The 17,950-nt window shown below is 63.6% G+C and carries 22 protein-coding genes; 9 read left to right on the top strand and 13 right to left on the bottom strand.

The window, feature by feature from the left end:
• Positions 1-76: 76 nt before the first annotated feature.
• Entirely contained in the window at positions 77-616 is a 540-nt protein-coding gene (locus tag ABIE49_RS16800) for a disulfide bond formation protein B (protein WP_192738362.1), read from the top strand.
• Here ABIE49_RS16800 and ABIE49_RS16795 read toward each other — a convergent pair.
• Positions 613-1,698: an AbrB family transcriptional regulator gene (locus tag ABIE49_RS16795; protein WP_502915909.1), complete on the bottom strand. Its 1,086-nt coding sequence runs from the start codon at positions 1,696-1,698 to the stop codon at positions 613-615. The genes ABIE49_RS16800 and ABIE49_RS16795 overlap by 4 nt on opposite strands.
• Positions 1,699-1,902: 204 nt before the next feature.
• Positions 1,903-2,187, bottom strand: a complete 285-nt coding sequence (locus ABIE49_RS16790) for a PsiF family protein (RefSeq protein ID WP_192738360.1) — start codon at positions 2,185-2,187, stop codon at positions 1,903-1,905.
• A 270-nt stretch (positions 2,188-2,457) separates the two neighbouring features.
• Here ABIE49_RS16790 and ABIE49_RS16785 point away from each other — a divergent pair, with 270 nt between their 5' ends.
• On the top strand, positions 2,458-2,955 hold the full coding sequence (locus tag ABIE49_RS16785) for a hypothetical protein (RefSeq protein ID WP_192738359.1): 498 nt from the start codon (positions 2,458-2,460) through the stop codon (positions 2,953-2,955).
• 44 nt (positions 2,956-2,999) lie between these two features.
• Here ABIE49_RS16785 and ABIE49_RS16780 read toward each other — a convergent pair whose 3' ends face one another.
• Entirely contained in the window at positions 3,000-3,572 is a 573-nt protein-coding gene (locus tag ABIE49_RS16780; RefSeq protein WP_192738358.1) for a TetR/AcrR family transcriptional regulator, read from the bottom strand.
• A 114-nt stretch (positions 3,573-3,686) separates the two neighbouring features.
• Between ABIE49_RS16780 and ABIE49_RS16775 the strand changes: the two genes are divergently transcribed.
• The 4 genes from ABIE49_RS16775 to ABIE49_RS16760 all read left to right on the top strand — a co-directional run bounded on the left by ABIE49_RS16775 (position 3,687) and on the right by ABIE49_RS16760 (position 6,224).
• A complete protein-coding gene (locus tag ABIE49_RS16775; protein WP_192738357.1) occupies positions 3,687-4,121 on the top strand; it encodes an acyl-CoA thioesterase in 435 nt (144 codons plus the stop codon).
• Between the two features lie 5 nt (positions 4,122-4,126).
• Positions 4,127-4,606 carry a PaaI family thioesterase gene (locus ABIE49_RS16770; protein ID WP_192738385.1) on the top strand — a complete coding sequence of 160 codons (480 nt, stop codon included), beginning with the start codon at positions 4,127-4,129 and terminating at the stop codon, positions 4,604-4,606.
• A gap of 128 nt (positions 4,607-4,734) precedes the next feature.
• Positions 4,735-5,520 carry a sulfite exporter TauE/SafE family protein gene (locus ABIE49_RS16765; RefSeq protein ID WP_192738384.1) on the top strand — a complete coding sequence of 262 codons (786 nt, stop codon included), beginning with the start codon at positions 4,735-4,737 and terminating at the stop codon, positions 5,518-5,520.
• Positions 5,521-5,549: 29 nt separating this feature from the next.
• Entirely contained in the window at positions 5,550-6,224 is a 675-nt protein-coding gene (locus ABIE49_RS16760) for a DsbA family protein (protein WP_192738356.1), read from the top strand.
• 72 nt (positions 6,225-6,296) lie between these two features.
• On the opposite strand, the gene ABIE49_RS16755 is transcribed toward ABIE49_RS16760, so the two are convergent.
• Together ABIE49_RS16755 and ABIE49_RS16750 are read right to left on the bottom strand one after the other, a co-directional pair.
• Entirely contained in the window at positions 6,297-6,503 is a 207-nt protein-coding gene (locus ABIE49_RS16755) for a hypothetical protein (RefSeq protein WP_192738355.1), read from the bottom strand.
• 58 nt (positions 6,504-6,561) lie between these two features.
• Positions 6,562-7,455, bottom strand: coding sequence for a LysR family transcriptional regulator (locus ABIE49_RS16750; RefSeq protein WP_192738354.1), 894 nt, complete (start codon positions 7,453-7,455; stop codon positions 6,562-6,564).
• Between the two features lie 117 nt (positions 7,456-7,572).
• On the opposite strand from ABIE49_RS16750, the gene ABIE49_RS16745 reads away from it, so the two are divergent.
• A complete protein-coding gene (locus ABIE49_RS16745) occupies positions 7,573-8,322 on the top strand; it encodes a glucose 1-dehydrogenase (RefSeq protein ID WP_192738353.1) in 750 nt (249 codons plus the stop codon).
• A gap of 30 nt (positions 8,323-8,352) precedes the next feature.
• Here the strand turns inward: ABIE49_RS16745 and ABIE49_RS16740 are convergent, their stop codons facing one another.
• Complete coding sequence (locus ABIE49_RS16740; RefSeq protein ID WP_192738352.1) at positions 8,353-9,240, bottom strand: LysR family transcriptional regulator; 888 nt, start codon at positions 9,238-9,240, stop codon at positions 8,353-8,355.
• Between the two features lie 119 nt (positions 9,241-9,359).
• On the opposite strand from ABIE49_RS16740, the gene ABIE49_RS16735 reads away from it, so the two are divergent.
• Positions 9,360-10,100 carry an SDR family oxidoreductase gene (locus tag ABIE49_RS16735; protein ID WP_192738351.1) on the top strand — a complete coding sequence of 247 codons (741 nt, stop codon included), beginning with the start codon at positions 9,360-9,362 and terminating at the stop codon, positions 10,098-10,100.
• 65 nt (positions 10,101-10,165) lie between these two features.
• Here ABIE49_RS16735 and ABIE49_RS16730 read toward each other — a convergent pair whose 3' ends face one another.
• From ABIE49_RS16730 to ABIE49_RS16715, 4 genes are all read right to left on the bottom strand, one after another.
• A complete protein-coding gene (locus ABIE49_RS16730; RefSeq protein ID WP_192738350.1) occupies positions 10,166-11,254 on the bottom strand; it encodes a carboxylesterase family protein in 1,089 nt (362 codons plus the stop codon).
• Positions 11,255-11,328: 74 nt separating this feature from the next.
• A complete protein-coding gene (locus tag ABIE49_RS16725) occupies positions 11,329-12,300 on the bottom strand; it encodes a S1C family serine protease (RefSeq protein ID WP_192738349.1) in 972 nt (323 codons plus the stop codon).
• A gap of 165 nt (positions 12,301-12,465) precedes the next feature.
• Complete coding sequence (locus ABIE49_RS16720; protein WP_192738348.1) at positions 12,466-13,551, bottom strand: DUF2252 family protein; 1,086 nt, start codon at positions 13,549-13,551, stop codon at positions 12,466-12,468.
• 156 nt (positions 13,552-13,707) lie between these two features.
• Positions 13,708-15,225 (bottom strand): AMP-binding protein, encoded by a 1,518-nt coding sequence (locus tag ABIE49_RS16715; RefSeq protein WP_192738347.1) that lies wholly within the window; start codon positions 15,223-15,225, stop codon positions 13,708-13,710.
• Between the two features lie 557 nt (positions 15,226-15,782).
• On the opposite strand from ABIE49_RS16715, the gene ABIE49_RS16710 reads away from it, so the two are divergent.
• On the top strand, positions 15,783-16,586 hold the full coding sequence (locus ABIE49_RS16710; protein WP_192738346.1) for a Crp/Fnr family transcriptional regulator: 804 nt from the start codon (positions 15,783-15,785) through the stop codon (positions 16,584-16,586).
• A 14-nt stretch (positions 16,587-16,600) separates the two neighbouring features.
• Here ABIE49_RS16710 and ABIE49_RS16705 read toward each other — a convergent pair whose 3' ends face one another.
• From ABIE49_RS16705 to ABIE49_RS16695, 3 genes are all read right to left on the bottom strand, one after another.
• Positions 16,601-16,807: a hypothetical protein gene (locus ABIE49_RS16705; protein WP_192738345.1), complete on the bottom strand. Its 207-nt coding sequence runs from the start codon at positions 16,805-16,807 to the stop codon at positions 16,601-16,603.
• Positions 16,808-16,832: 25 nt separating this feature from the next.
• Positions 16,833-17,045 carry a hypothetical protein gene (locus tag ABIE49_RS16700; protein ID WP_192738344.1) on the bottom strand — a complete coding sequence of 71 codons (213 nt, stop codon included), beginning with the start codon at positions 17,043-17,045 and terminating at the stop codon, positions 16,833-16,835.
• 208 nt (positions 17,046-17,253) lie between these two features.
• Positions 17,254-17,661: a phasin family protein gene (locus tag ABIE49_RS16695; RefSeq protein WP_192738343.1), complete on the bottom strand. Its 408-nt coding sequence runs from the start codon at positions 17,659-17,661 to the stop codon at positions 17,254-17,256.
• Positions 17,662-17,950 lie beyond the last annotated feature (289 nt).

Here is a 17,950-nt window from a genome sequence, read left to right as displayed (position 1 = left end):
GCGCGGATGTGATTGTCCCGCGCCTCGACAGCGCCGTATCAGCGGGATAGGACGTTGTTATCGTTGGAGAACGCCCGTGACGCTTCATGCCACCGCAAATCCGTCACATGCCGGGCTTGGTGCCAATCCCGTCGTTGTCGCCGCACTGGCGATCGCGGCCATCGCGGCGGCGACCCTGGCGGGCGCCTGGTTCTTCCAACTGGTGCTGGATATCCGCCCCTGTCCGCTCTGCCTCGAACAGCGCTACGCCTATTATCTGGCGGTCCCGCTCGCCCTGCTGGTCGCGTTCGTGGCCTCGCGGGACGCGCCGCGCCCGGTGCTGCTGGCCGGCCTCGCCCTGCTGGCGCTGGCTGCGCTCTACAACGCCTGGCTCGGCGGCTACCACGCCGGCGTCGAATGGAAGTTCTGGCAGGGCCCGACCGATTGCTCGGGCTCGGTCGTCGATCTCGGCAGCGCCGGCACGCTGCTGGAGCGCCTCGACACCGTGAAAGTGATCCGCTGCGACGAGGTGCAGTGGCGCTTCCTCGGGCTCTCGCTCGCCGGCTACAATGTGCTGATCTCGCTGGCGATGGCTGCGATCGCGGCGTGGGGCATCAAGTCAGCGAAGCGAGCCTAATCATCCACATCGTCCTGCGGCCGTCCGAACAGATGGACGATGCCCGGCGTCGTGATGGAGACGAACACGAAGCGCGACAGATGGTGCGCACCGACGAAAATCGGGTCGATGTGCAGCGTCAGGGCCAGCGCCAGCATGGCGTCCATCGCGCCCGGCGCGAACGCCACCAGCACGTCAGCCAGCCGCACATTCGTGGTCAGCGCGATGATGGCGACGAAGATCGCCGAGATCAGAATCGCGACCGCGAACGAGCCGAACCCGGCATTGACATGGCTGAGCAGCGTCGACCGTTTCACCCGCGCAAAGCGCGTGCCGATCACCGCGCCGATGCCGACCAGCGCCACGCCGCGCATCCAGGGCGGCAGCCCGCCCTCGATCATCTCGGTGCCGTGCAGCACGCTCGAGGCGATCATCGCGCCGAACATCCAGCTCGCCGGAAATTTCATCAGCAGCAACAGCAGCGCGACCGCGACCGCAGCCGCGATCAATACGGCCAGTTCGAGCGGCGAGGCGATGATGGCGGCGATGTTCGGCGGCGCCGATGGCGCGATTCCGGTCAATGCCAGCAGCAGCGGCAGGGCGGCAGTGAGGATGATCACGCGCATGGTCTGAACCACGGCGATACCAGCGACGTCGGCGCCCTTCTCGGCGGCGAGGATGGTGATTTGCGACAGCGCGCCGGGGCTTCCGGCCAGCAAGGCCGAGGTCTGGTCCCAGCCGTGGAAGCGCTGCAGGTAAAAGCTGCTGCCGAAGGTCGAGCAGAAGGTGGCGAGCGCCAGAAGTCCGATGGTCAGCGGATAGGAGCTCATGTGCTGGATCAGCTGCCGCGACACCAGCGAGCCCAGCGTGATTCCGAGCAGCAGCAGCACGCTTTGCGTCAGGATCGGCGGCATCGCGAGCGGCCGTCCGCAGATCGCGGCGATGCCGACCGCGAACATCGCGCCGGAGATCAGTCCACCGGGCAGGTTTGCCCAAAGAAACAGCAAGCCGCCAGCGGCGCCGAGGACGATTGTCTCGATCGTGGAGAGAATCCTGGCGCGGTCAGGAATCGCAGACGTCATCGATGCGGGGATCAGGCTCACGCCGCCTTATGGCAAATCCCGCATCGTGCGACAAATGCACCACGCGATTGCTGCAATGCGTACGCCAGCCATCGTCCGGCCTGGGGGCGGACGTCAATTCGCGGACAAGCGATGGCCGCTCGCGAGGGTCCGCGGGCGGCAACCAGCACCATCAACCATGCAGATGCGAACTGGTCCTTGCCCTGAAGCAGCAAGGGCAGGTGATCACTTCGCTCCCGCCGCCTTTTCCTTGTCGGCGAATTCCTTCTTGCAGGCGGAACGGAATTTCTTGCGTTCCTTGCCCTTCAGCCCCTTCTCGTCGGCTTGCTTGGAGCATTCGAGCGAGCCTGGCGTCCGCGGCTTCGCCGCGGCCTTCTTGTCGGCCGGTGCCTTGGTTTCGGTCTTCGGCGCCTCGGTCTTGGCAGCCGGCGCGGCGGTTTGCGCCGACGCCGCGCCCATCAGCAGGAACGAAGCAATCGCGGTCGCGGTGACAAGGGAAGAGATCTTCATGGGGTACCTCGGATTGAAGACAAGGGCGCGACCGTCGCGCCGTGATGCTGAACGTTAAGTGAATGGACCGGACTATCCGGGTCTTTGACAGCCACATTATTTTGAACGGAAAATCGCGGCTTTCGTTGCCGCAAGCTTTGGTTGCGTTAGGATGGCGGTGCAGGTCAAAACCCCTGAATGATTGCACAGTAACTGCACAAGGACGATCTGCCCAAGTTGAATGGCCCAAGCTAAATTGCCCCAGTTAAACTGCCCCAAGGGAGCCTTAGGATGACCAATCAAGCAAAAACACTCTGCGCAATGGTGGTGTCGGGTTTTGCGGCGTTCATGGTGACGTCGCCGGCACAGGCCCTTACCGCGCAGGAATGCAGCGCGAAATACCAGGCCGCCAAGACCGCCGGCACGCTCGGCGGCCAGAAATGGAATGACTTCCGCAAGGCGCAATGCGGTGCGGATGCCACCGCCGCAGCGCCCGCAGCCGCGCCGGCCGCGGCACCCGCTGCCGCGCCCAAGGAAGCCAAGGCCAAGAAGGAAGCCGCGCCCGCCAAGGAAGCTGCGGCGCCGGCGGTGCCGTCGGGACCTGCGGTGTATCCGAACGCTGTCGATCCGAAATACGCCAAGGAGACCGCCGGCAAGCAGCGCATGCACACCTGCCTCGATCAGTACAACGCCAACAAGACCAGTAACGGCAATGGCGGCCTGAAGTGGATCCAGAAGGGCGGCGGCTATTACAGCGAATGCACCAAGAAGCTGAAACCCACGGCCTGATGCATCGCTGAGTTCTCAGGGCGCGGCCAATCGTTCGGCCGCGCCTAGCCTTCATTCTCAAGCAGCTTCTCGGCTGATTTTGCGATCAGCTGCGCGCGCTTGCGCGGGCCGCGTTCGAGGAACAGCAGGCTCTGGCCGAAGATGAAGCAGTATAACAGGAACGCCTGCGCGTCGGCTTCCTCCGCCGCCAGCCCCGCCGCCCGATAGAGCTGCCCGACATTCTGCAGGCGCGCGGCATCGACGCTGGCGACCGCCGCGGCCGCGGCCTCGTCGGATCGCGCCCATTGCCGGATCGCAAGCTCCACCGCCATGCCCTCGGTATTCATGCGTTCCGAATAAAGCGCGACCAGCGCCCGCAAGCGTTCGCGCGCGGTGGCGCCATCGAGGCTGGTCTGCCTTTCGATCGCGGCGATGCGCCCGGTGCTCCAGTTCTGCAGCATGCCGTCCAGCAGCGCCGCGCGATCCTTGAAGCGGCGATAGAAGCCGCCCTTGGTGACGCCAAGATTCTTCGCCAGCACCTCGACCCGCACGCCCTCGACGCCGGTGCGGGCGATTTCCGCCATGCCGGCCTCGATCCAGGTTGCGTCCTTACGGTTCTCGCTCTTGCCGTCGGTCATTGATTCGAGCCTCACCGATTCTTGATACGGTACCGTATTGCTAACCTGCATCCGCCCTGATACGCTACCGTATCAAGAATCGAAAGCCGGCCAGCGGCAAGCGGGAGCGAGACGATGGAGACGGACGCGACCTATCGCGGCACGGTCTATCCGTGGCAATGCGATCATGTCGGGCACATGAACATCATGTGGTATGTCGGCAAATTCGACGAGGCGAACTGGAATATGTTCGCACGGCTCGGGCTGACGCCTTCCTATTTGCGCGAATCCGGCCGCGGCATGGCCGGCGTGCAGCAGAACATCAGCTACAAGCGCGAACTTTTCGCCGGGGATATCGTCGAAGTCAAAAGCCGCCTGCTGGAAATCCGCGAAAAATCGATTCGCTTCCTGCACGAGATGCGCAACGCCGAAACCGGCGAGATATCAGCGACCTGTGAAATCACCGCCGTGCACCTCGACCGGCAGGCCCACAAATCGATGCCGTTCTCGCCCGAGATCCGCAATACCGCGCTGAAGCATCTCAGCCCGAGCGAGGCGGTGCCGGCATGAGCAGCATGGCGCGTTTCGAGCCGAAAAACCCGGACTATCGCAGCATCGCGACCGATACGTTCGAGCGCCAGCACGCGATGCGCACGCTCGGGATTTCGATCGCGCGGCTGGAGCCGGGCGAGGTCGAACTCGCGATGGCCTATTCGAGCGACTTCACCCAGCAGAACGGTTTCGTGCATGCGGGTATCATCACCGCCGGGCTCGACAGTGCCTGCGGCATCGCCGCCTTCACGCTGATGCCCGTTGGCTCCGACATCCTGACCGTGGAGTTCAAGACCAACCTGCTGGCGCCGGCGCGCGGCCAGCGCTTTGCCTTCCGCGCCACGGTCGTGAAGCCGGGTCGTACGCTCACCGTTTGCGAGGGGCGCGCCTATGCGGAGCACGAGGGCGTTGAAACCCTGGTCGCGACCATGACGGGGACGCTGATGGCGCTGCCGCGCCGCGCCGGCGCACCATTGCAGGACAAGGCGCTCGCGCCCGACTGACGTCGGACATTGCCCGGAGCATCACACATGCGCTGAACGCCTGTTGCAGGGCAGATTTGTGCTGCAGCCATGGCAGTCCATAGAAATTCCTTCTATGGTTCTGCCGTGCACATGAGTCTTCCATCTTGATCATCTCCACGACGCAAAGCGTTCTGGGACTGGCGTCGGGGATGCTGGTCGGGTTTTCGCTCGGCCTGGTCGGCGGCGGCGGTTCGATTCTGGCGGTGCCGCTGATGGTCTATGTGGTCGGCGTGCCCGAACCGCACGTCGCGATCGGTACCAGCGCCATCGCGGTCGCCGCCAATGCCGCCGTCAATCTGTCCAACCACGCGCGCGGCGGCACGGTGGTGTGGTCCTGCGCGCTGACATTTGCTGTCGCGGGGATGGCCGGCGCCTTCGGCGGCTCGATCCTCGGCAAGATGGTCGACGGCCAGAAACTGCTGGCGCTGTTCGCGCTGGTCATGATCGTGATCGCGCTGCTGATGCTGAAGACGCGTTCGCGGATCGGGTTGCCCGACGTCAAGATGTCGATGGCCAACATGCCGGCCATTGTCAGCCTTGGTCTGGCGACCGGAACGCTATCGGGCTTCTTCGGAATCGGCGGCGGATTCCTGATCGTGCCGGCGTTGATGCTGGCGACGGGGATGCCGATCATGAACGCGGTCAGTTCCTCCCTGGTCGCCGTCACCGCGTTCGGCATGACTACCGCGGCGAGCTATGCCTGGTCCGGCCTCGTCTCCTGGGCGCTGGCGGGGTTGTTCGTCGCAGGCGGTATTACCGGCGGCTTGGCCGGCACCCGCTCCGCCCGTCTCCTCGCCGAGCGGCGCGGCGCCCTCAACATTGTGTTCGCCGTGGTCATTATTGCGGTGGCGCTCTATATGCTGGCGCGTAACATATCCTCATCCTGGGCGTAGACAGGGGTGAGGCCGTCGCGAGAGCAGCAATGAACCAGCAGAAAAAACCAGCCGCAACCAATCCGGGACCCAGCCGGCGCGAAGCGCTCGGCCTGATGGGCGCCGGAGCAACCTTGCTCGGCACCGCGGCGATGCCACATCAGGCGTTTGCGCATGATGACGCGGTGCTGACCGAAGCGCTGGTGCTGCGCGACCCGGATATTCCCGCGGCCGGCAACCCCGATGGCGACATCAACATCGTCGAATGGTTTGACTATAATTGTCCCTATTGCCGCAAGATCGCGCCCGAGATCGCGCAGGTGGTGCAGGACGACGGCAAGGTCCGCCTGGTGCTGAAAGACTGGCCGATCCTCGGCGAAGTTTCCAAGATCACAGCGCGGATGGCGCTGGCCGCCAAGTATCAGGACAAGTTCATGCAGGCGCACGAGGCGATGATCGGCGTCAGTTCACGGCTGACCGAGGCGCGCGCCCGCGAGTTGCTCGCCGAGAAGGGCATCGACATGGACCGCCTCAACCGCGACCTCACCACCAACGCCAAGGCGATCGACGCCATCCTGGCCCGCAACCACGCCCAGGCCGAAGCCTTCGGTTTCCGCGGCACGCCGTCCTTTATCGTCGGCAAGTTCCGCGTGCCCGGTATCCTGACCATGGCGGAGTTCGAAATGGTCATCAAGGACGCGCGGAAGGCGAAGGCAGCGAACTAATCGCACCAATGGAAAGAGCGCCCTCGTCGGTGACGAGGACGCTCTGGTTTCCTGCGCAACGGGTCCGTGTGATTACTTCGACGCGATCTTGGTCCATTCCTCATGGGCGCGCGCCTTCAGCGCCTTCCAGTCGGTCGCTGCCACATCCCAGTTGACGATGGTGCGGCTGTTCTGTGCGACCTGACCGTTTGCCACACTCGACGTGTTCATCGAATCATAGACGTAGACGCCGCAGACCAGCAGCAGCGCGCCCAAAATCATTCCCACAAACGTTCGCATGACATCCTCCGATGATGCGCCAACAACGCTGAGTGTGGCGGAAAGTTCCGTGGCGAACTTATTTGCCGATCCGGCTCATGCGTTCCACAAGGAAATCGACGAATAGTCGCGCCCGCACCGGCAGTTGCCGACCAAAGGCGTGCACGACGTGCATCGGAACCGACGGCATCGCGACGTCAGGCAGTATTTCGACCAACCGACCGGCAGCAAAGTCGTCCTCGACGGCGAAGCGGAGCACCTGCGCGATTCCGGCGCCGTGAAGCGCTGCGTGATACAGCGTAATGCCGTCGTCTGAATCAAGCGCGCCTTCCGGCGTGATGGTGGTGCCATCGGCGAAAGCAAACGGATAGGGCTTTCCGGCGAGCAGATAGCGCAGACATGCATGCTGGCGCAGATCTTCGACGCTGCGGGGCACGCCGCGCGCGGCGACGTAACCGGGCGAGGCGATCATCACCAAGGCAAGATCGGCCAGCTTGCGCGCGGTCAAATCGGTATCGGCGAGATCGCCGATGCGCAACGCGACATCAAAACCTTCCCGGATCAGATCGGCATGGCGATCGCTGACGCTGAGTTCGAGTTTGACGTTGGGATGCCGCGCCAGGAAGGCTTGCGACCATTCACCGACCAGCGTTCGCCCGACAAACACCGGCGCGGTCACGCGCAACAGGCCGCGCGCGCTTGCGGCCATCTGCACGACGTCCTCGGCGTCCTCGATCGCGCGGAGTAGCGGCGCGACGCGTTCGTAATAGGCCGCGCCCTCGGTGGTGAGGCTCAGCGTCCGCGTCGACCGCTGCAGCAGCCGGACGCCGAGCCGGCGCTCCAGCCGCGCCACGCTTTTCGAAACGGCCGATGCGCTGGAGCCGATCGCACGGCTGGCGTTCGAGAAGGAGCCGGAATCCACGGTTCGGACGAACGCGACCAGACCGGCAGTTTTCTCCAGAATTGTCGTCATTTCCGAATTTCAGGCACAAATCCTGCGATCGATGCGATCCTAATAAGCCATTTGATCCGAAGTAGATAGTCGGTCACAAGACGCCGGCTACTGGGCCGGCCCGTCAGGAGAATCCAAATGAGTGACCTCAAGGGCAAGGTGGCGATCGTCACGGGGGCGTCGAAAGGCATCGGCGCCGGTATCGCAAAAGGTTTGGCCGCGGCCGGCGCCGCGGTCGTGGTGAACTACGCGTCCAGCCGCGAAGGCGCCGATCGCGTCGTCGCTCACATCACGGCCAAGGGCGGCAAGGCGATTGCGGTGCAGGGTGATGTTGCTGATGCCGCCGACGTCAAGCGCCTGTTCGAGCAGACCAAGACCTCGTTCGGCAGGCTGGATGTGCTGGTGAACAATGCCGGCGTCTATCAGTTCGAGCCGCTCGAGAAGGTGACCGAGAAGGAGTTTCATCGCGAGTTCAACACCAACGTGCTGGGAACGCTGCTGACCATCCAGCAAGCGCTGAACTATTTCGGCCCGCAGGGCGGTAGCATCATCAACATCTCGTCGATCGCGAGCCTCAATCCGACGCCGGATTCAGTGGTCTATTCCGCTACCAAGAGCGCGGTCGATTCGATCACGCGCAGCCTGGCGAAAGAGTTCGGCGCGCGACAAATCCGCGTCAACGCCGTCGCGCCGGGAGCGACGGCATCGGAAGGGCTCGAGAGCGCCGGCCTGCTCGGAGGCGACGTCAAAAAGCAGGTCATCGGCATGACGCCGCTCGGCCGCTTTGGCCAGCCCGACGACATCGCGAAGGTCGCAGTGTTCCTCGCGTCGGATGATTCCGCCTGGCTCACTGGCGAACGAATCTCGGCGTCCGGTGGCTGGCGCTAGTCCTGCCCATGACTTGCGGGCGTTCGCCGCTCAAATGCGACCGAACACCCGCATCACATACTCGATGAACACGCGCACGCGCGGCGAGAGCTGGCGGTTGCGCGGATAGAGCAGCGATACCGGCACCGATGGCGGCGGACAATCCGCCAGCACCTCTATCAACGTTCCGTTCGCCAGATCGGTCTCGGCGTGAAAGCGCGGCACTTGCACAAGCCCAAGGCCGAGCCGCGCTGTGGCGAGATAACTTTCGGGTCCCGTCACTGACATCACCACCGGCAACGGGATCTCGCGCAACGCGTCGCCGATCATGAACTCCATCGGCCGCAACCGTCCCGTGGTGAGCGAGCGCAGGCCGATCATGCGGTGACCGTCGAGCGTGTCCGGATCAGTCGGCGTGCCGCAGCGCGCGAGATAATTCGGCGCGGCACAGGTCAGCCGCTCCAGCACCACCACCTGCCGCGCGATCATGTCGCTGTCGGGCAGATGGCCGAAGCGCAGCACGCAATCGACGCCTTCGCGGATCAGATCGATCCAGCGATCGCTCTCGCTCATATTGATTTCGACGTCGGGGTATTGCGCGAAAAAGCCCGGCAGGTTCGGCAGCAGGAAGTGTCGCGCCAGCGTGCCCTGCACTTCGAGCCGCAACATTCCCTTCGGCCTGGCGCCGCCGAACGCGCCTTCGGCATCCTCGAGATCGGCAATCAGGGAAAGGCAGCGCCGGTAATGCGCCTCGCCATCCAGCGTCGGGCGGACCTGCCGCGTGGTTCGCTCCAGCAGCCGCACGCCAAGACGCGCTTCCAGCGTCTTCACGGCGTCGGTCACCGTCGAGCGCGGCAGGCCGAGATCATCGGCGGCGAGCGAAAAACTGCGCCGCTCCACCACCCGCGTGAACACCCGCATCGCGTCAAATCGGTCCATGCTATTATTCGTTATTTTCGGATAGTGATGCCAATTAATGCATGATTATCCGGGCAGGGGAAAGCCATAGGTTTCTTCCATCAGCAGCGGCCAAGCCGCTCAGTTGTGGGAGAGATGAAATGCCAAACGAAACCAATAAGGTAGCCATCGTAACGGGCGCTTCGCGCGGGATTGGCGCTGCGGTCGCCGAACGGCTCGCGGGCGACGGCTTCACCGTCGTCATCAACTATTCCGGCGACACCAAATCGGCCGAGGCGCTGGCGCGCAAGATCGAGGGCAAGGGCGGCCGGGCGCTGACCGCCAAGGCCGATGTCAGCGACGCGAGCGCGGTGCGCGGCATGTTCGATGCGGAAGAAGCCGCCTTCGGCGGTGTCGACGTGCTCGTCAACAATGCCGGCATCATGAAGCTCGCAAAAATCGCCGACAGCGACGACGCGTTGTTCGACCAGCAGGTCGCGATCAATCTCAAGGGCAGTTTCAACGCGATGCGCGAAGCCGCGAGAAGGCTGCGCGACGGCGGCCGCATCGTCAACATCTCGACCAGCGTGGTCGGAACCCGGATCGAGACCTACGGCGTCTATGCCGCGACCAAGGCTGCGATCGAAACCATGACGGCGGTTTTGGCCAAGGAGCTGCGCGGCCGTTCGATCACCGTCAACGCGGTGGCGCCCGGACCGACCGCGACGGACCTGTTCCTCAAGGGCAAGACGCAGGAAGTCATCGACCGCTTCGCCCAGATGAATCCGCTGGAACGGCTCGGCACGCCCGAGGATATCGCCGCCAGCGTCGCCTTCCTCGCCGGTCCCGACGGCTCGTGGATCAACGGCCAAACCCTGCGCGCCAATGGCGGCATGGTCTGAGCGAGCAAAGAACAAACGCATCAAAGAAAATGAGCCGGCAGCGTGTCGTGCGCCGCCGGCCTGAATTATTCCCCGCGCAGCCAGGCCAGCATTGGCGCGTTGATCTCGCGCGGGTAGGTGTGGCTGAGATCGTCGATCTCGCGGTAGGTCACGTTGGCGCCTGCCGCCGATAGCAATTGCTGGGTTTGCCGCGCCACCTGCACCGGAAACATCCAGTCGAGCTTGCCATGCACGAGGTAGATCGGCAGGCCGCGCAGTCTCTCCGCATCCGCCATTTCAGCCATCAGCGGATGGAACGTCGCTGAGACCGGCGCGAGATGCGTGAACGGTGAGCCGCTTTCGAGCCCGCTGACATAGCAGAAGGTGCCGCCGTCGCTCATGCCGGTCAGCAGCATTTTTGTGGCGTCGATATTCCAGCGCGAGCGCACCTGTTCGAGGATGCGCATCAGGTTCGGCGTGTCGGTGTCCTCGCCCATCAATGCCCAGGTGGTTTTGCTGTTCGAAGCATTTCCGGTCGCGGTCGGCGCGATCAGGATGGCGCCCTGGCTTCGCGCGTCGCGCAGCCAGCTCCACAGAAAACCGCGGCCATTGCCGCTGCCGCCATGCAGCGCCATCACCAGCGGCCAGGCGCGGTCCGGAGTATAATATTCCGGCACATAGAGCGAGAAGCCACCGCGGCTGCCGGGCTCGTTATGGTCGTGGAAGATGCCGGTGTTTTCATTGGCCGGTTGCGCCAGCCGTCCGGCGAGATCGGCATCCTCGCGGAGCGAAGGCTCGACAAAGAACTCGCTGACCGGCGGCAATTTTTCGACCAGCGCATAGAGCGCCTCCTGCGCGCGCGGCGAATAGCGCAGCGAGCGAAACACGCTGACTAGGTCGCCATTGCCGTTCTGCACTTCGCGTAACCCTGCGAAGGCGGCCAGCGCCGCGTCGCTGGCGGTCTCGAGCGCGGTCCTGATATCGCTGAATTCCGCGGGCCACTGCGAAAGCCGCGGGCGCACCGCGCGCAGCACCTCGTCCGGCGTGCCGGCAGCTTCCATCACGCGACCGAAATCCGGCGGGTTCAGATGGCGTGCGACAAAGCCGAGCGCTTCGAGCGATTGCAGCAGCGGCGGCAGCACAGCCACGATGTCGTCCACCACGGCCTCGCTCATTGCGCATTCCCTGTTTATTGGAGCTTTTGTTCTGGCGCAGCGTTCACGGTGCAGTCTTGTTAGTGCAGTCTTGCTCAGTGAAGTCTTGGCGCCTTCAGCAGCTTGGCGCGTTCGACCGAGGTCAGCACCACGTCGAAAGTGACGCCCTCATGATAGACCGTGAGCGGAACGTCGACGCCGGCAGGCCCCAGCGACCAGAGCTTTCGGTAGAAGCCGGTCTGGCTGGTGATCTTGTCGCCGTTGATCGCGAGGATGACGTCGCCGGTCTTGATTTCGGCGCGTGCCGCGGGACCTTTGCCGGCGACGCCGACCACCACGATGCGGTTGTCGATCTCGGTCGAAAACATCCCGAGCCACGGCCGCGCCGGCTTGTTGACGCGGCCGAACTTGCGTAAGTCGTCGAGCACCGGCTTCAACAGGTCGATCGGCACGATCATGTTGACGTGTTCGGCCTTGCCCTCGCGCTCGCGTTCGAGCTGCAGCGAGCCGATGCCGATCAGCTCGCCCCGGCCGGAGATCAGCCCGGTGCCGCCCCAGTTCGGATGCGCCGGGTGGGTGAAGATCGCTTCATCCAGCAGATATTCCCAATAGCCGGCGAATTCCTGCTTGGCCGCGATCTGGCTTGCGACCGATCGCGTGCGGCCGCCGGCGCCGCCGAGCACGACGCGGTCGCCGACCCTTGTGATGGCGGAAGAGCCGAGTGGCAGCGGCTCGATGTCGAGACGCCCGAGCGCCTGCACCAGGCCGAAGCCGGATTCGAAGTCGAAGCCGAGCGGATGGCCCTGCATCACGCGGCCGTCGCCCAGATGCAGCCACACGGTCTCGGCCTCGGTGATGAGATAGCCGATGGTCAGCACCAGGCCGTCGTCGATCAGCACGCCATTGCCGGCGCGCTCGGTGCCGAGCGTTTCCGCGCTGAAGGCGTCGGCGGGGATAATCGAATGCAGCCCGACCACCGAGGCCAGTGCGCGGTCGAGATCAAAACTGTAATCGCCCGGGCGCGGCTGGTTGGCCGGCGGCACTTTCCATTCGGTCAAAGAGGGCATGAAGGGTCTCCCATACGGTTGCGCGCAGCTAACCAACGCCGCGCAACCCGAATAGATCATGGTCCTGTCAGCGGCAGCCTTTGCTGGATTATATCAGCGAAACGGCCGCGGATCGAGATCGCGGATCGAACGCGGCTTGCGATCGGTGCACCGATGGAACGCGCGTCAGCTCCGCCATTCCCGATAATCGCGCTTGACTTTGTCGGCCGCAACCGCGGCGGCGGCGTTCAGCCAGCCGCGCGGGCGTTTCGCAAGGTCGGCCTGCAGCGCCTCGACCGGCACTTTGCCTGCCGCGTGGACCGACGCCACTTCCAGTCCCATCGCCTCCAGCAGCTTGAGGTGCAATTTCCTGCCGGCGGCATCACCCAGCTCGATCTTGCGGGAATCGGCGGCGATGCGCCGAAAGATGAATTGATGGCGCACGTCAAGAAACGGATCCGGCGCGCGATAGCGGCTGTTCGCCAGCGCCAGAAAATTCGACTTGCTGGATTTCTTGCCAGATTTCTTGCCGGATGTTTGGCCGTTGGCATATGTCCACGCCGAGGGCACCAGCGCCTTGGCCTCGCGCAGTACCTGCCCGCCGCGCCAGTCGCCGACCGCGACGTAACGCGGCCGCCCCAGGCTGCCGCCACCCTTGCGGAGCAGGCGGCACAATCGAATGCGCTCTTTGTCCACGCCGTCAGGCAGGCTTTCGATCAGCGCCTTGGCGATTGCGGGCGGCGGCTTGTAATCCGGGTAGTCGGCAACTTCCTTCCAGAACTCCTTCAGCTTCTCTTCCTCAGGCTCGGCATAGGGCCGCAACCAGCTTTGCGCTTCGAACAGCAGCGCCGGCCGTGGCGCTTTAAGGCCGTCGCGATAGCCTCGGAGCAGGGCGTTGGCGGCATGCCTGGGATCGACCGCCGGATTCGGCGCAAGCTGGATGCTGGCCGCAAGCCGGACCAGATCGAGCACGTAGGGCATCACGGCGGCTTCGTCGAAATCGTTGATGCCCCAGACCAGGCGGCCGTCCGCATCGCGCCAGGTCCCGAAATTCTCCAGATGCAGATCGCCGACCGAAAGCAACTGCGGCGCATCCATCAGCTCCGGACACCAGTCGCCGATTTTTCTGGCCCAGCGGAAATAGGTCGCCCGCAGAAAGATGAAGGGGTTCTTCTTCATCCGTTTGTGTTTGTAGGCGATATCCTTTTTGACGACGTCGCACTGCGTGCCGAGCCAGGCCTCATATGCCTTGTTATCCCTGCGGAAAGACATGTCATATTCCAATGCGGGGCGGCCGATCGGAAGTCGGCACGCCGATCGGAGCATCCTACGTCAGGGTGTGGCGTGTTGAAATGTCGCGAAGAGCGAGAGTTGGCTTTTTTGGAAGCTTAGGACGGTCGCTGCCGTCGGACCTGCTCCACTCCGCCCTCACTCCGCCTTGGCCCGCGCCCGCGCCGGCAATATCCGGAACGCACGATTCTCCTTCAGCCAGGCGGCGCGCTCGTCGCGCAGCAGGGTGCGGCGGACCTTGCCGGAATCGTCGCGCAGGCCGACGCTGACCACTTCAAAACTTTCCGGATGCTTGTAGCGGCTGAGCAGGTCGGAGAGGAAATCGCCCATGCCGTCGGCGACCGATTGCGCGTCGGTGTCGGGTCCAAGTTCCAGGATTGCGTGCACGCGCTGGCCGAATTCCGGATCGGGCAGGCCGACCGCGACGCAGGAGCGAACTAACGGATGCGCGGATACCGCGGCTTCGATTTCGGCCGGGTAGATGTTGGCGCCGCCGCGCAGGATCATGTCGGCGAGCCGGTCGCCGAGATAGAGATAGCCGTCGGCATCCAGCCTTCCGATGTCGCCGAGCGATTCCCAGCCGTCGGCGCGGCGTTTGGGTTCGGCGCCGAGGTAATGATAGGAGCTGCCGGCGCCGTCATTGGGCAGGAAATAGATTTCACCGGTCCCGCCCGTCGGGACCTCGTTGCCGTCCTCGCCGATGATGCGCAGGCGGGAGGTCTCGGCGATCCTGCCGACCGATCCCCTGTGTTCGAGCCATTCGACGCCCGAAATGATGCAGGCGCCCTGCGCTTCGGTGCCGCCATAGAGCTCATAGATGCGCTCGGGTCCGAGCCATTCGATCCATTTTTCCTTCAGCCAAGGCGGCATCGGCGCGGCCATGTGAAACACGATTTGCAGGCTCGACAGATCGTAGCGGCTCCGCACCTCGCCCGGCAGCGCCCAGATCCGGTGCATCATGGTCGGCACGAAATTGACCCACTGCACCCGGCTCGCTTCGATCAGGCGCAGGCATTCCTCGGCGTCGAACTTGACGAGGCCGGTGACGCGCCCGCCATGGAACAGCGCGGTGTGCGAAACAATGAAGGGCGCGTTGTGGTAGAGCGGCCCGGGGTTGAGCAGGGAAGCGCCGAGCGGCATGCCGAGCGCAGCGGGACCTGCGGTATCGATCACGGCGGGCCGGTGGTCGAGGATCACCTTCGGCCGGCCGGTCGAGCCGCCAGAGGTCATCGCCTTCCAGTAGCGCGCCACCGGGTTGTCGATCGGATCTCCGGAAAAGCCCTCCGGCCTGAAATCAATCGGTAGCGCGTTGGGCGCATTCCAGTCCGGCTGGCCGCCGACGACAAGCGAAGGCTTGAGAATCTCCAGCACCGCAGCGGCCTCGCCGCGTGGCAACCGCCAGGTCAGCGAAGTCGGCGTCGCGCCGCATTTCCATACCGCAAACGTGGTCTCGAAAAATGCGTTGCTGTTGGGCAGGCCGATGGCGACGAAATCGCCCGGCTTGACGCCCTTGGCCGCAAAGGCGCGGGCACGGGCGTTGGCATTGCGCTCCAGTTGCTCCCAGGTCAGCGTCTCAGCGCCATGGCTGATCGCGATCGTGTCTTTCGGTTTGCGCTCGGCATACCAGCGCGGCACGTCGGCGAGGGGGATCAGCATGGGGCGTTTCCATTGCGGGGCGTCTTGATGCCGCTCTTGTGTTTCGTATCAGGCGGCATATCGCCACCGCTGGCACTTCGCCAACAGCAGACATTGTCACTCAAGACGGCCGCGGCGTCCATATTGCCACAGACAATAGCAACCCCCGATCACGAGCGTTCACCTCATCGCGCGGCTCGGGCGCCTGATTGCCGACGACTTCCGTTCACGGACATTCTCTGGGTCCACCGTCATGTCTCAAAAGTGCTACCTGCTGGTATCGCAATGGGCTCGCGCACCGATAGGTCGCGTCCGCTTCCATCGTGTGCCGTGCGCCGGAATTGGAACCACGCGTTCCGCATTACTACGGAGCTATGCATGCGCATTTTGTTGTTGCGTCCGTCGCATTTGCATCTAACTCTTTGCGATGCTGCGAGGAGAAATCCACATCGCGGCCGATGGTTAGGAGTTTTGTTATTGGGGGAAAATTTGTTGTCGAGAGTAAAGGCGTACCAGGGTGGGTTTGATCTCGGAGCAAGATCGCCGTTTCGCGACGCTCCAAATGAAGAAGGCCGCGAATGTCTGATCGCGGGCTCGCTTCAGTGAAACCTGTGGGCGGAACAGGTAACCGCCTCCTTGCAACGCTGTCGCCGTCGGACCTCGATCTGCTGGGGCCCGTGCTGGAGACGGTCGCACTCGATCCGGACGCGGTCATTTCGCGAGCGGGTGACCCGATCGAGCATGTCCTTTTCCCTCATAGCGGCGCCATCTCGCTGATGATCGACATGGCGGACGGGCAGACGGTCGCCACCGCCGCGGTCGGGCGCGAGGGGGCAATCGGCATTCTTTCAGTGCTCGGGCCGTCACCTTCGGCCGTTACCGCGGTCGTTCGTGCGGCGGGCATCGCCTCGCGGATTCCCGCGTCGCGTTTTCACGCCGCTTTCAATCGCAGTCCGGCGATCCGGCACCTGGTCCAGAATCATGTCAGGGCGATGCTGGTACAGTTCCAGCTCGGCTCGGCCTGCAATGCGCTGCACCCGGTCGAAGCCCGCATGGCCCGCTGGCTGCTGCAGTTTCGCGACCGCATCGACCACGACGTGCTCCCGCTCACCCAACAGGCGTTGTCGCAGATCCTTGGCGTGCGACGAACGACGGTGACGCTCCTGATGGGCAAACTGCGCGCTTCCGGAGCGATCAGGTCCGATCAACGAGGCCGGATCGAGATCGACCGATCGCGACTCGCGGCGGCCTCGTGCGAATGCCACGGCACCATGCGTCTCGAAGTCGAAGAGATCTTTTCGTCGAACACGGGCCGATCACGCGCGGCGGCCGCGCCCGCTGCTGTGCGCATCCCGGAAACTGAATCGGGCGATGTCGTGTGAGCGCGACCGCGGACCTATCCGCGCTGCGATTGGCCGTTGCGTCGTTTCTTCCCGTTGTGTCGTTTCTTCGCCTCGAGCTTGGCAATCTCGTGCAGCACCTTCGCCGTCTGGCGCAGCTCGTTGCGCGCGGGGCCCGGCTTCAGCCGTCGTGCTTCTTCAAGAAAGTCCCTGGCCTGCAGCAGCCAGGTCGATGTTTCAGTTGAGATTTCCATGCGCGCCATGGTGTCCCCCATTGCGCCGCGACGGTCAGGCGCTGGAGCCCGCGCCGAGACGCCGCGTCCGGATGCTCGGCTCGTGAACCCAGGCTTCCCGCGCGAACCAGTCGTGATAGGTGCTGCAGATCGGGCAATGGGTGCGCGAGAAGAACACCGCGCTGCGTCCAAAGCTCTCGCGATCGATCTTGATACCGGTGGGGATCGCGCGTCCGCTTTGCGGACATTTCACCATAACCATACCCATGTGTCCCTCCGTTGAAATGGTACTTGCTGTCTTTGCAGCAAAGCACCGGCCGGTTGGATTTGCGCCTCTTGTCGGTGCGGTGACTGGGGGGCATAGCGCACCTGTGCCTTTGTGTGATCGAGCATGGGGTGGGCATGCTCGTTGCAGGGCTTAATCCAACCGGCCGGATCCCTCCTTGAACGAATCCTCTTTATTGGGCGCCGCTTTTCTAGCTGGCTTTGTGCAGAATCCTGGCGAAGTGATCCCTGATCGGCTCACCCGTTTCCGTCGCAAGCTTCTGGGCAAGGGCCAGCAATTCCTTGTTCTGGCCGGATGCGGCGTCGAAGGTCTTGCGCGCTTGGGACGCGGACAGGGTAAAGACATCCGAAACCGACTTGCTGCCCAGCAGATTGACGAAGAAATCGATCGCGGAGGCGGCATTGGCGTTTGAGATTTCCAGCACCTTGAGGCCGTAGTCTGTCGTGCTTCTGGCATTGCTCGAATAGCTCTCGCGCAGCGCTTCCGTCATCGCCTCTGATGCGACCTTCATCTTCTCGTAACCTTCCCGCGCGCGGGCAAAACCCTGCTCGGCCAGCTCGAAGCTCACGCCAGGCAACGCGATCTTCGGGAGTTCCAACAGCGGCATCCCGAATACATTGGTTCCGTTCGGTGCAACTTTCGTTTCGCTTTCACTCACTGCGGCATTACCTCTCTCAAGCGAAAGCCCTTTCCCGAGACGCTCGCTTGCGTCACGAGAGCTCACGCTCCGCGTTCGATCTGTTTTTTGATGAGCTTTAATTTAGCCCCGCACCACTGTGCCCTGCGAAAACGGGGCGGTCGGTTCGATTTGCGACTCTCGATTAAAATTTTTTCGACGATGTCAATTCACACCATCGTATATAGGTATGGTTAACGGGGATGATGTT

It is taken from the genome of Bradyrhizobium sp. OAE829 (assembly GCF_040546575.1).
Taxonomy (GTDB): Bacteria; Pseudomonadota; Alphaproteobacteria; order Rhizobiales; family Xanthobacteraceae; genus Bradyrhizobium.
This window is presented reverse-complemented; position numbering and strand designations above follow the sequence as displayed.

Excerpts from the sequence above, each read along its gene's own strand:
- ABIE49_RS16790 (WP_192738360.1), bottom strand. The coding sequence starts at position 2,187 with ATGAAGATCTCTTCCCTTGTCACCGCGACCGCGATTGCTTCGTTCCTG.
- ABIE49_RS16785 (WP_192738359.1), top strand. The coding sequence starts at position 2,458 with ATGACCAATCAAGCAAAAACACTCTGCGCAATGGTGGTGTCGGGTTTT.
- ABIE49_RS16780 (WP_192738358.1), bottom strand. The coding sequence starts at position 3,572 with ATGACCGACGGCAAGAGCGAGAACCGTAAGGACGCAACCTGGATCGAG.
- ABIE49_RS16775 (WP_192738357.1), top strand. The coding sequence starts at position 3,687 with ATGGAGACGGACGCGACCTATCGCGGCACGGTCTATCCGTGGCAATGC.
- ABIE49_RS16770 (WP_192738385.1), top strand. The coding sequence starts at position 4,127 with ATGGCGCGTTTCGAGCCGAAAAACCCGGACTATCGCAGCATCGCGACC.
- ABIE49_RS16760 (WP_192738356.1), top strand. The coding sequence starts at position 5,550 with ATGAACCAGCAGAAAAAACCAGCCGCAACCAATCCGGGACCCAGCCGG.
- ABIE49_RS16755 (WP_192738355.1), bottom strand. The coding sequence starts at position 6,503 with ATGCGAACGTTTGTGGGAATGATTTTGGGCGCGCTGCTGCTGGTCTGC.
- ABIE49_RS16750 (WP_192738354.1), bottom strand. The coding sequence starts at position 7,455 with ATGACGACAATTCTGGAGAAAACTGCCGGTCTGGTCGCGTTCGTCCGA.
- ABIE49_RS16745 (WP_192738353.1), top strand. The coding sequence starts at position 7,573 with ATGAGTGACCTCAAGGGCAAGGTGGCGATCGTCACGGGGGCGTCGAAA.
- ABIE49_RS16740 (WP_192738352.1), bottom strand. The coding sequence starts at position 9,240 with ATGGACCGATTTGACGCGATGCGGGTGTTCACGCGGGTGGTGGAGCGG.
- ABIE49_RS16735 (WP_192738351.1), top strand. The coding sequence starts at position 9,360 with ATGCCAAACGAAACCAATAAGGTAGCCATCGTAACGGGCGCTTCGCGC.
- ABIE49_RS16730 (WP_192738350.1), bottom strand. The coding sequence starts at position 11,254 with ATGAGCGAGGCCGTGGTGGACGACATCGTGGCTGTGCTGCCGCCGCTG.
- ABIE49_RS16725 (WP_192738349.1), bottom strand. The coding sequence starts at position 12,300 with ATGCCCTCTTTGACCGAATGGAAAGTGCCGCCGGCCAACCAGCCGCGC.
- ABIE49_RS16720 (WP_192738348.1), bottom strand. The coding sequence starts at position 13,551 with ATGTCTTTCCGCAGGGATAACAAGGCATATGAGGCCTGGCTCGGCACG.
- ABIE49_RS16715 (WP_192738347.1), bottom strand. The coding sequence starts at position 15,225 with ATGCTGATCCCCCTCGCCGACGTGCCGCGCTGGTATGCCGAGCGCAAA.
- ABIE49_RS16710 (WP_192738346.1), top strand. The coding sequence starts at position 15,783 with ATGTCTGATCGCGGGCTCGCTTCAGTGAAACCTGTGGGCGGAACAGGT.
- ABIE49_RS16705 (WP_192738345.1), bottom strand. The coding sequence starts at position 16,807 with ATGGCGCGCATGGAAATCTCAACTGAAACATCGACCTGGCTGCTGCAG.
- ABIE49_RS16700 (WP_192738344.1), bottom strand. The coding sequence starts at position 17,045 with ATGGGTATGGTTATGGTGAAATGTCCGCAAAGCGGACGCGCGATCCCC.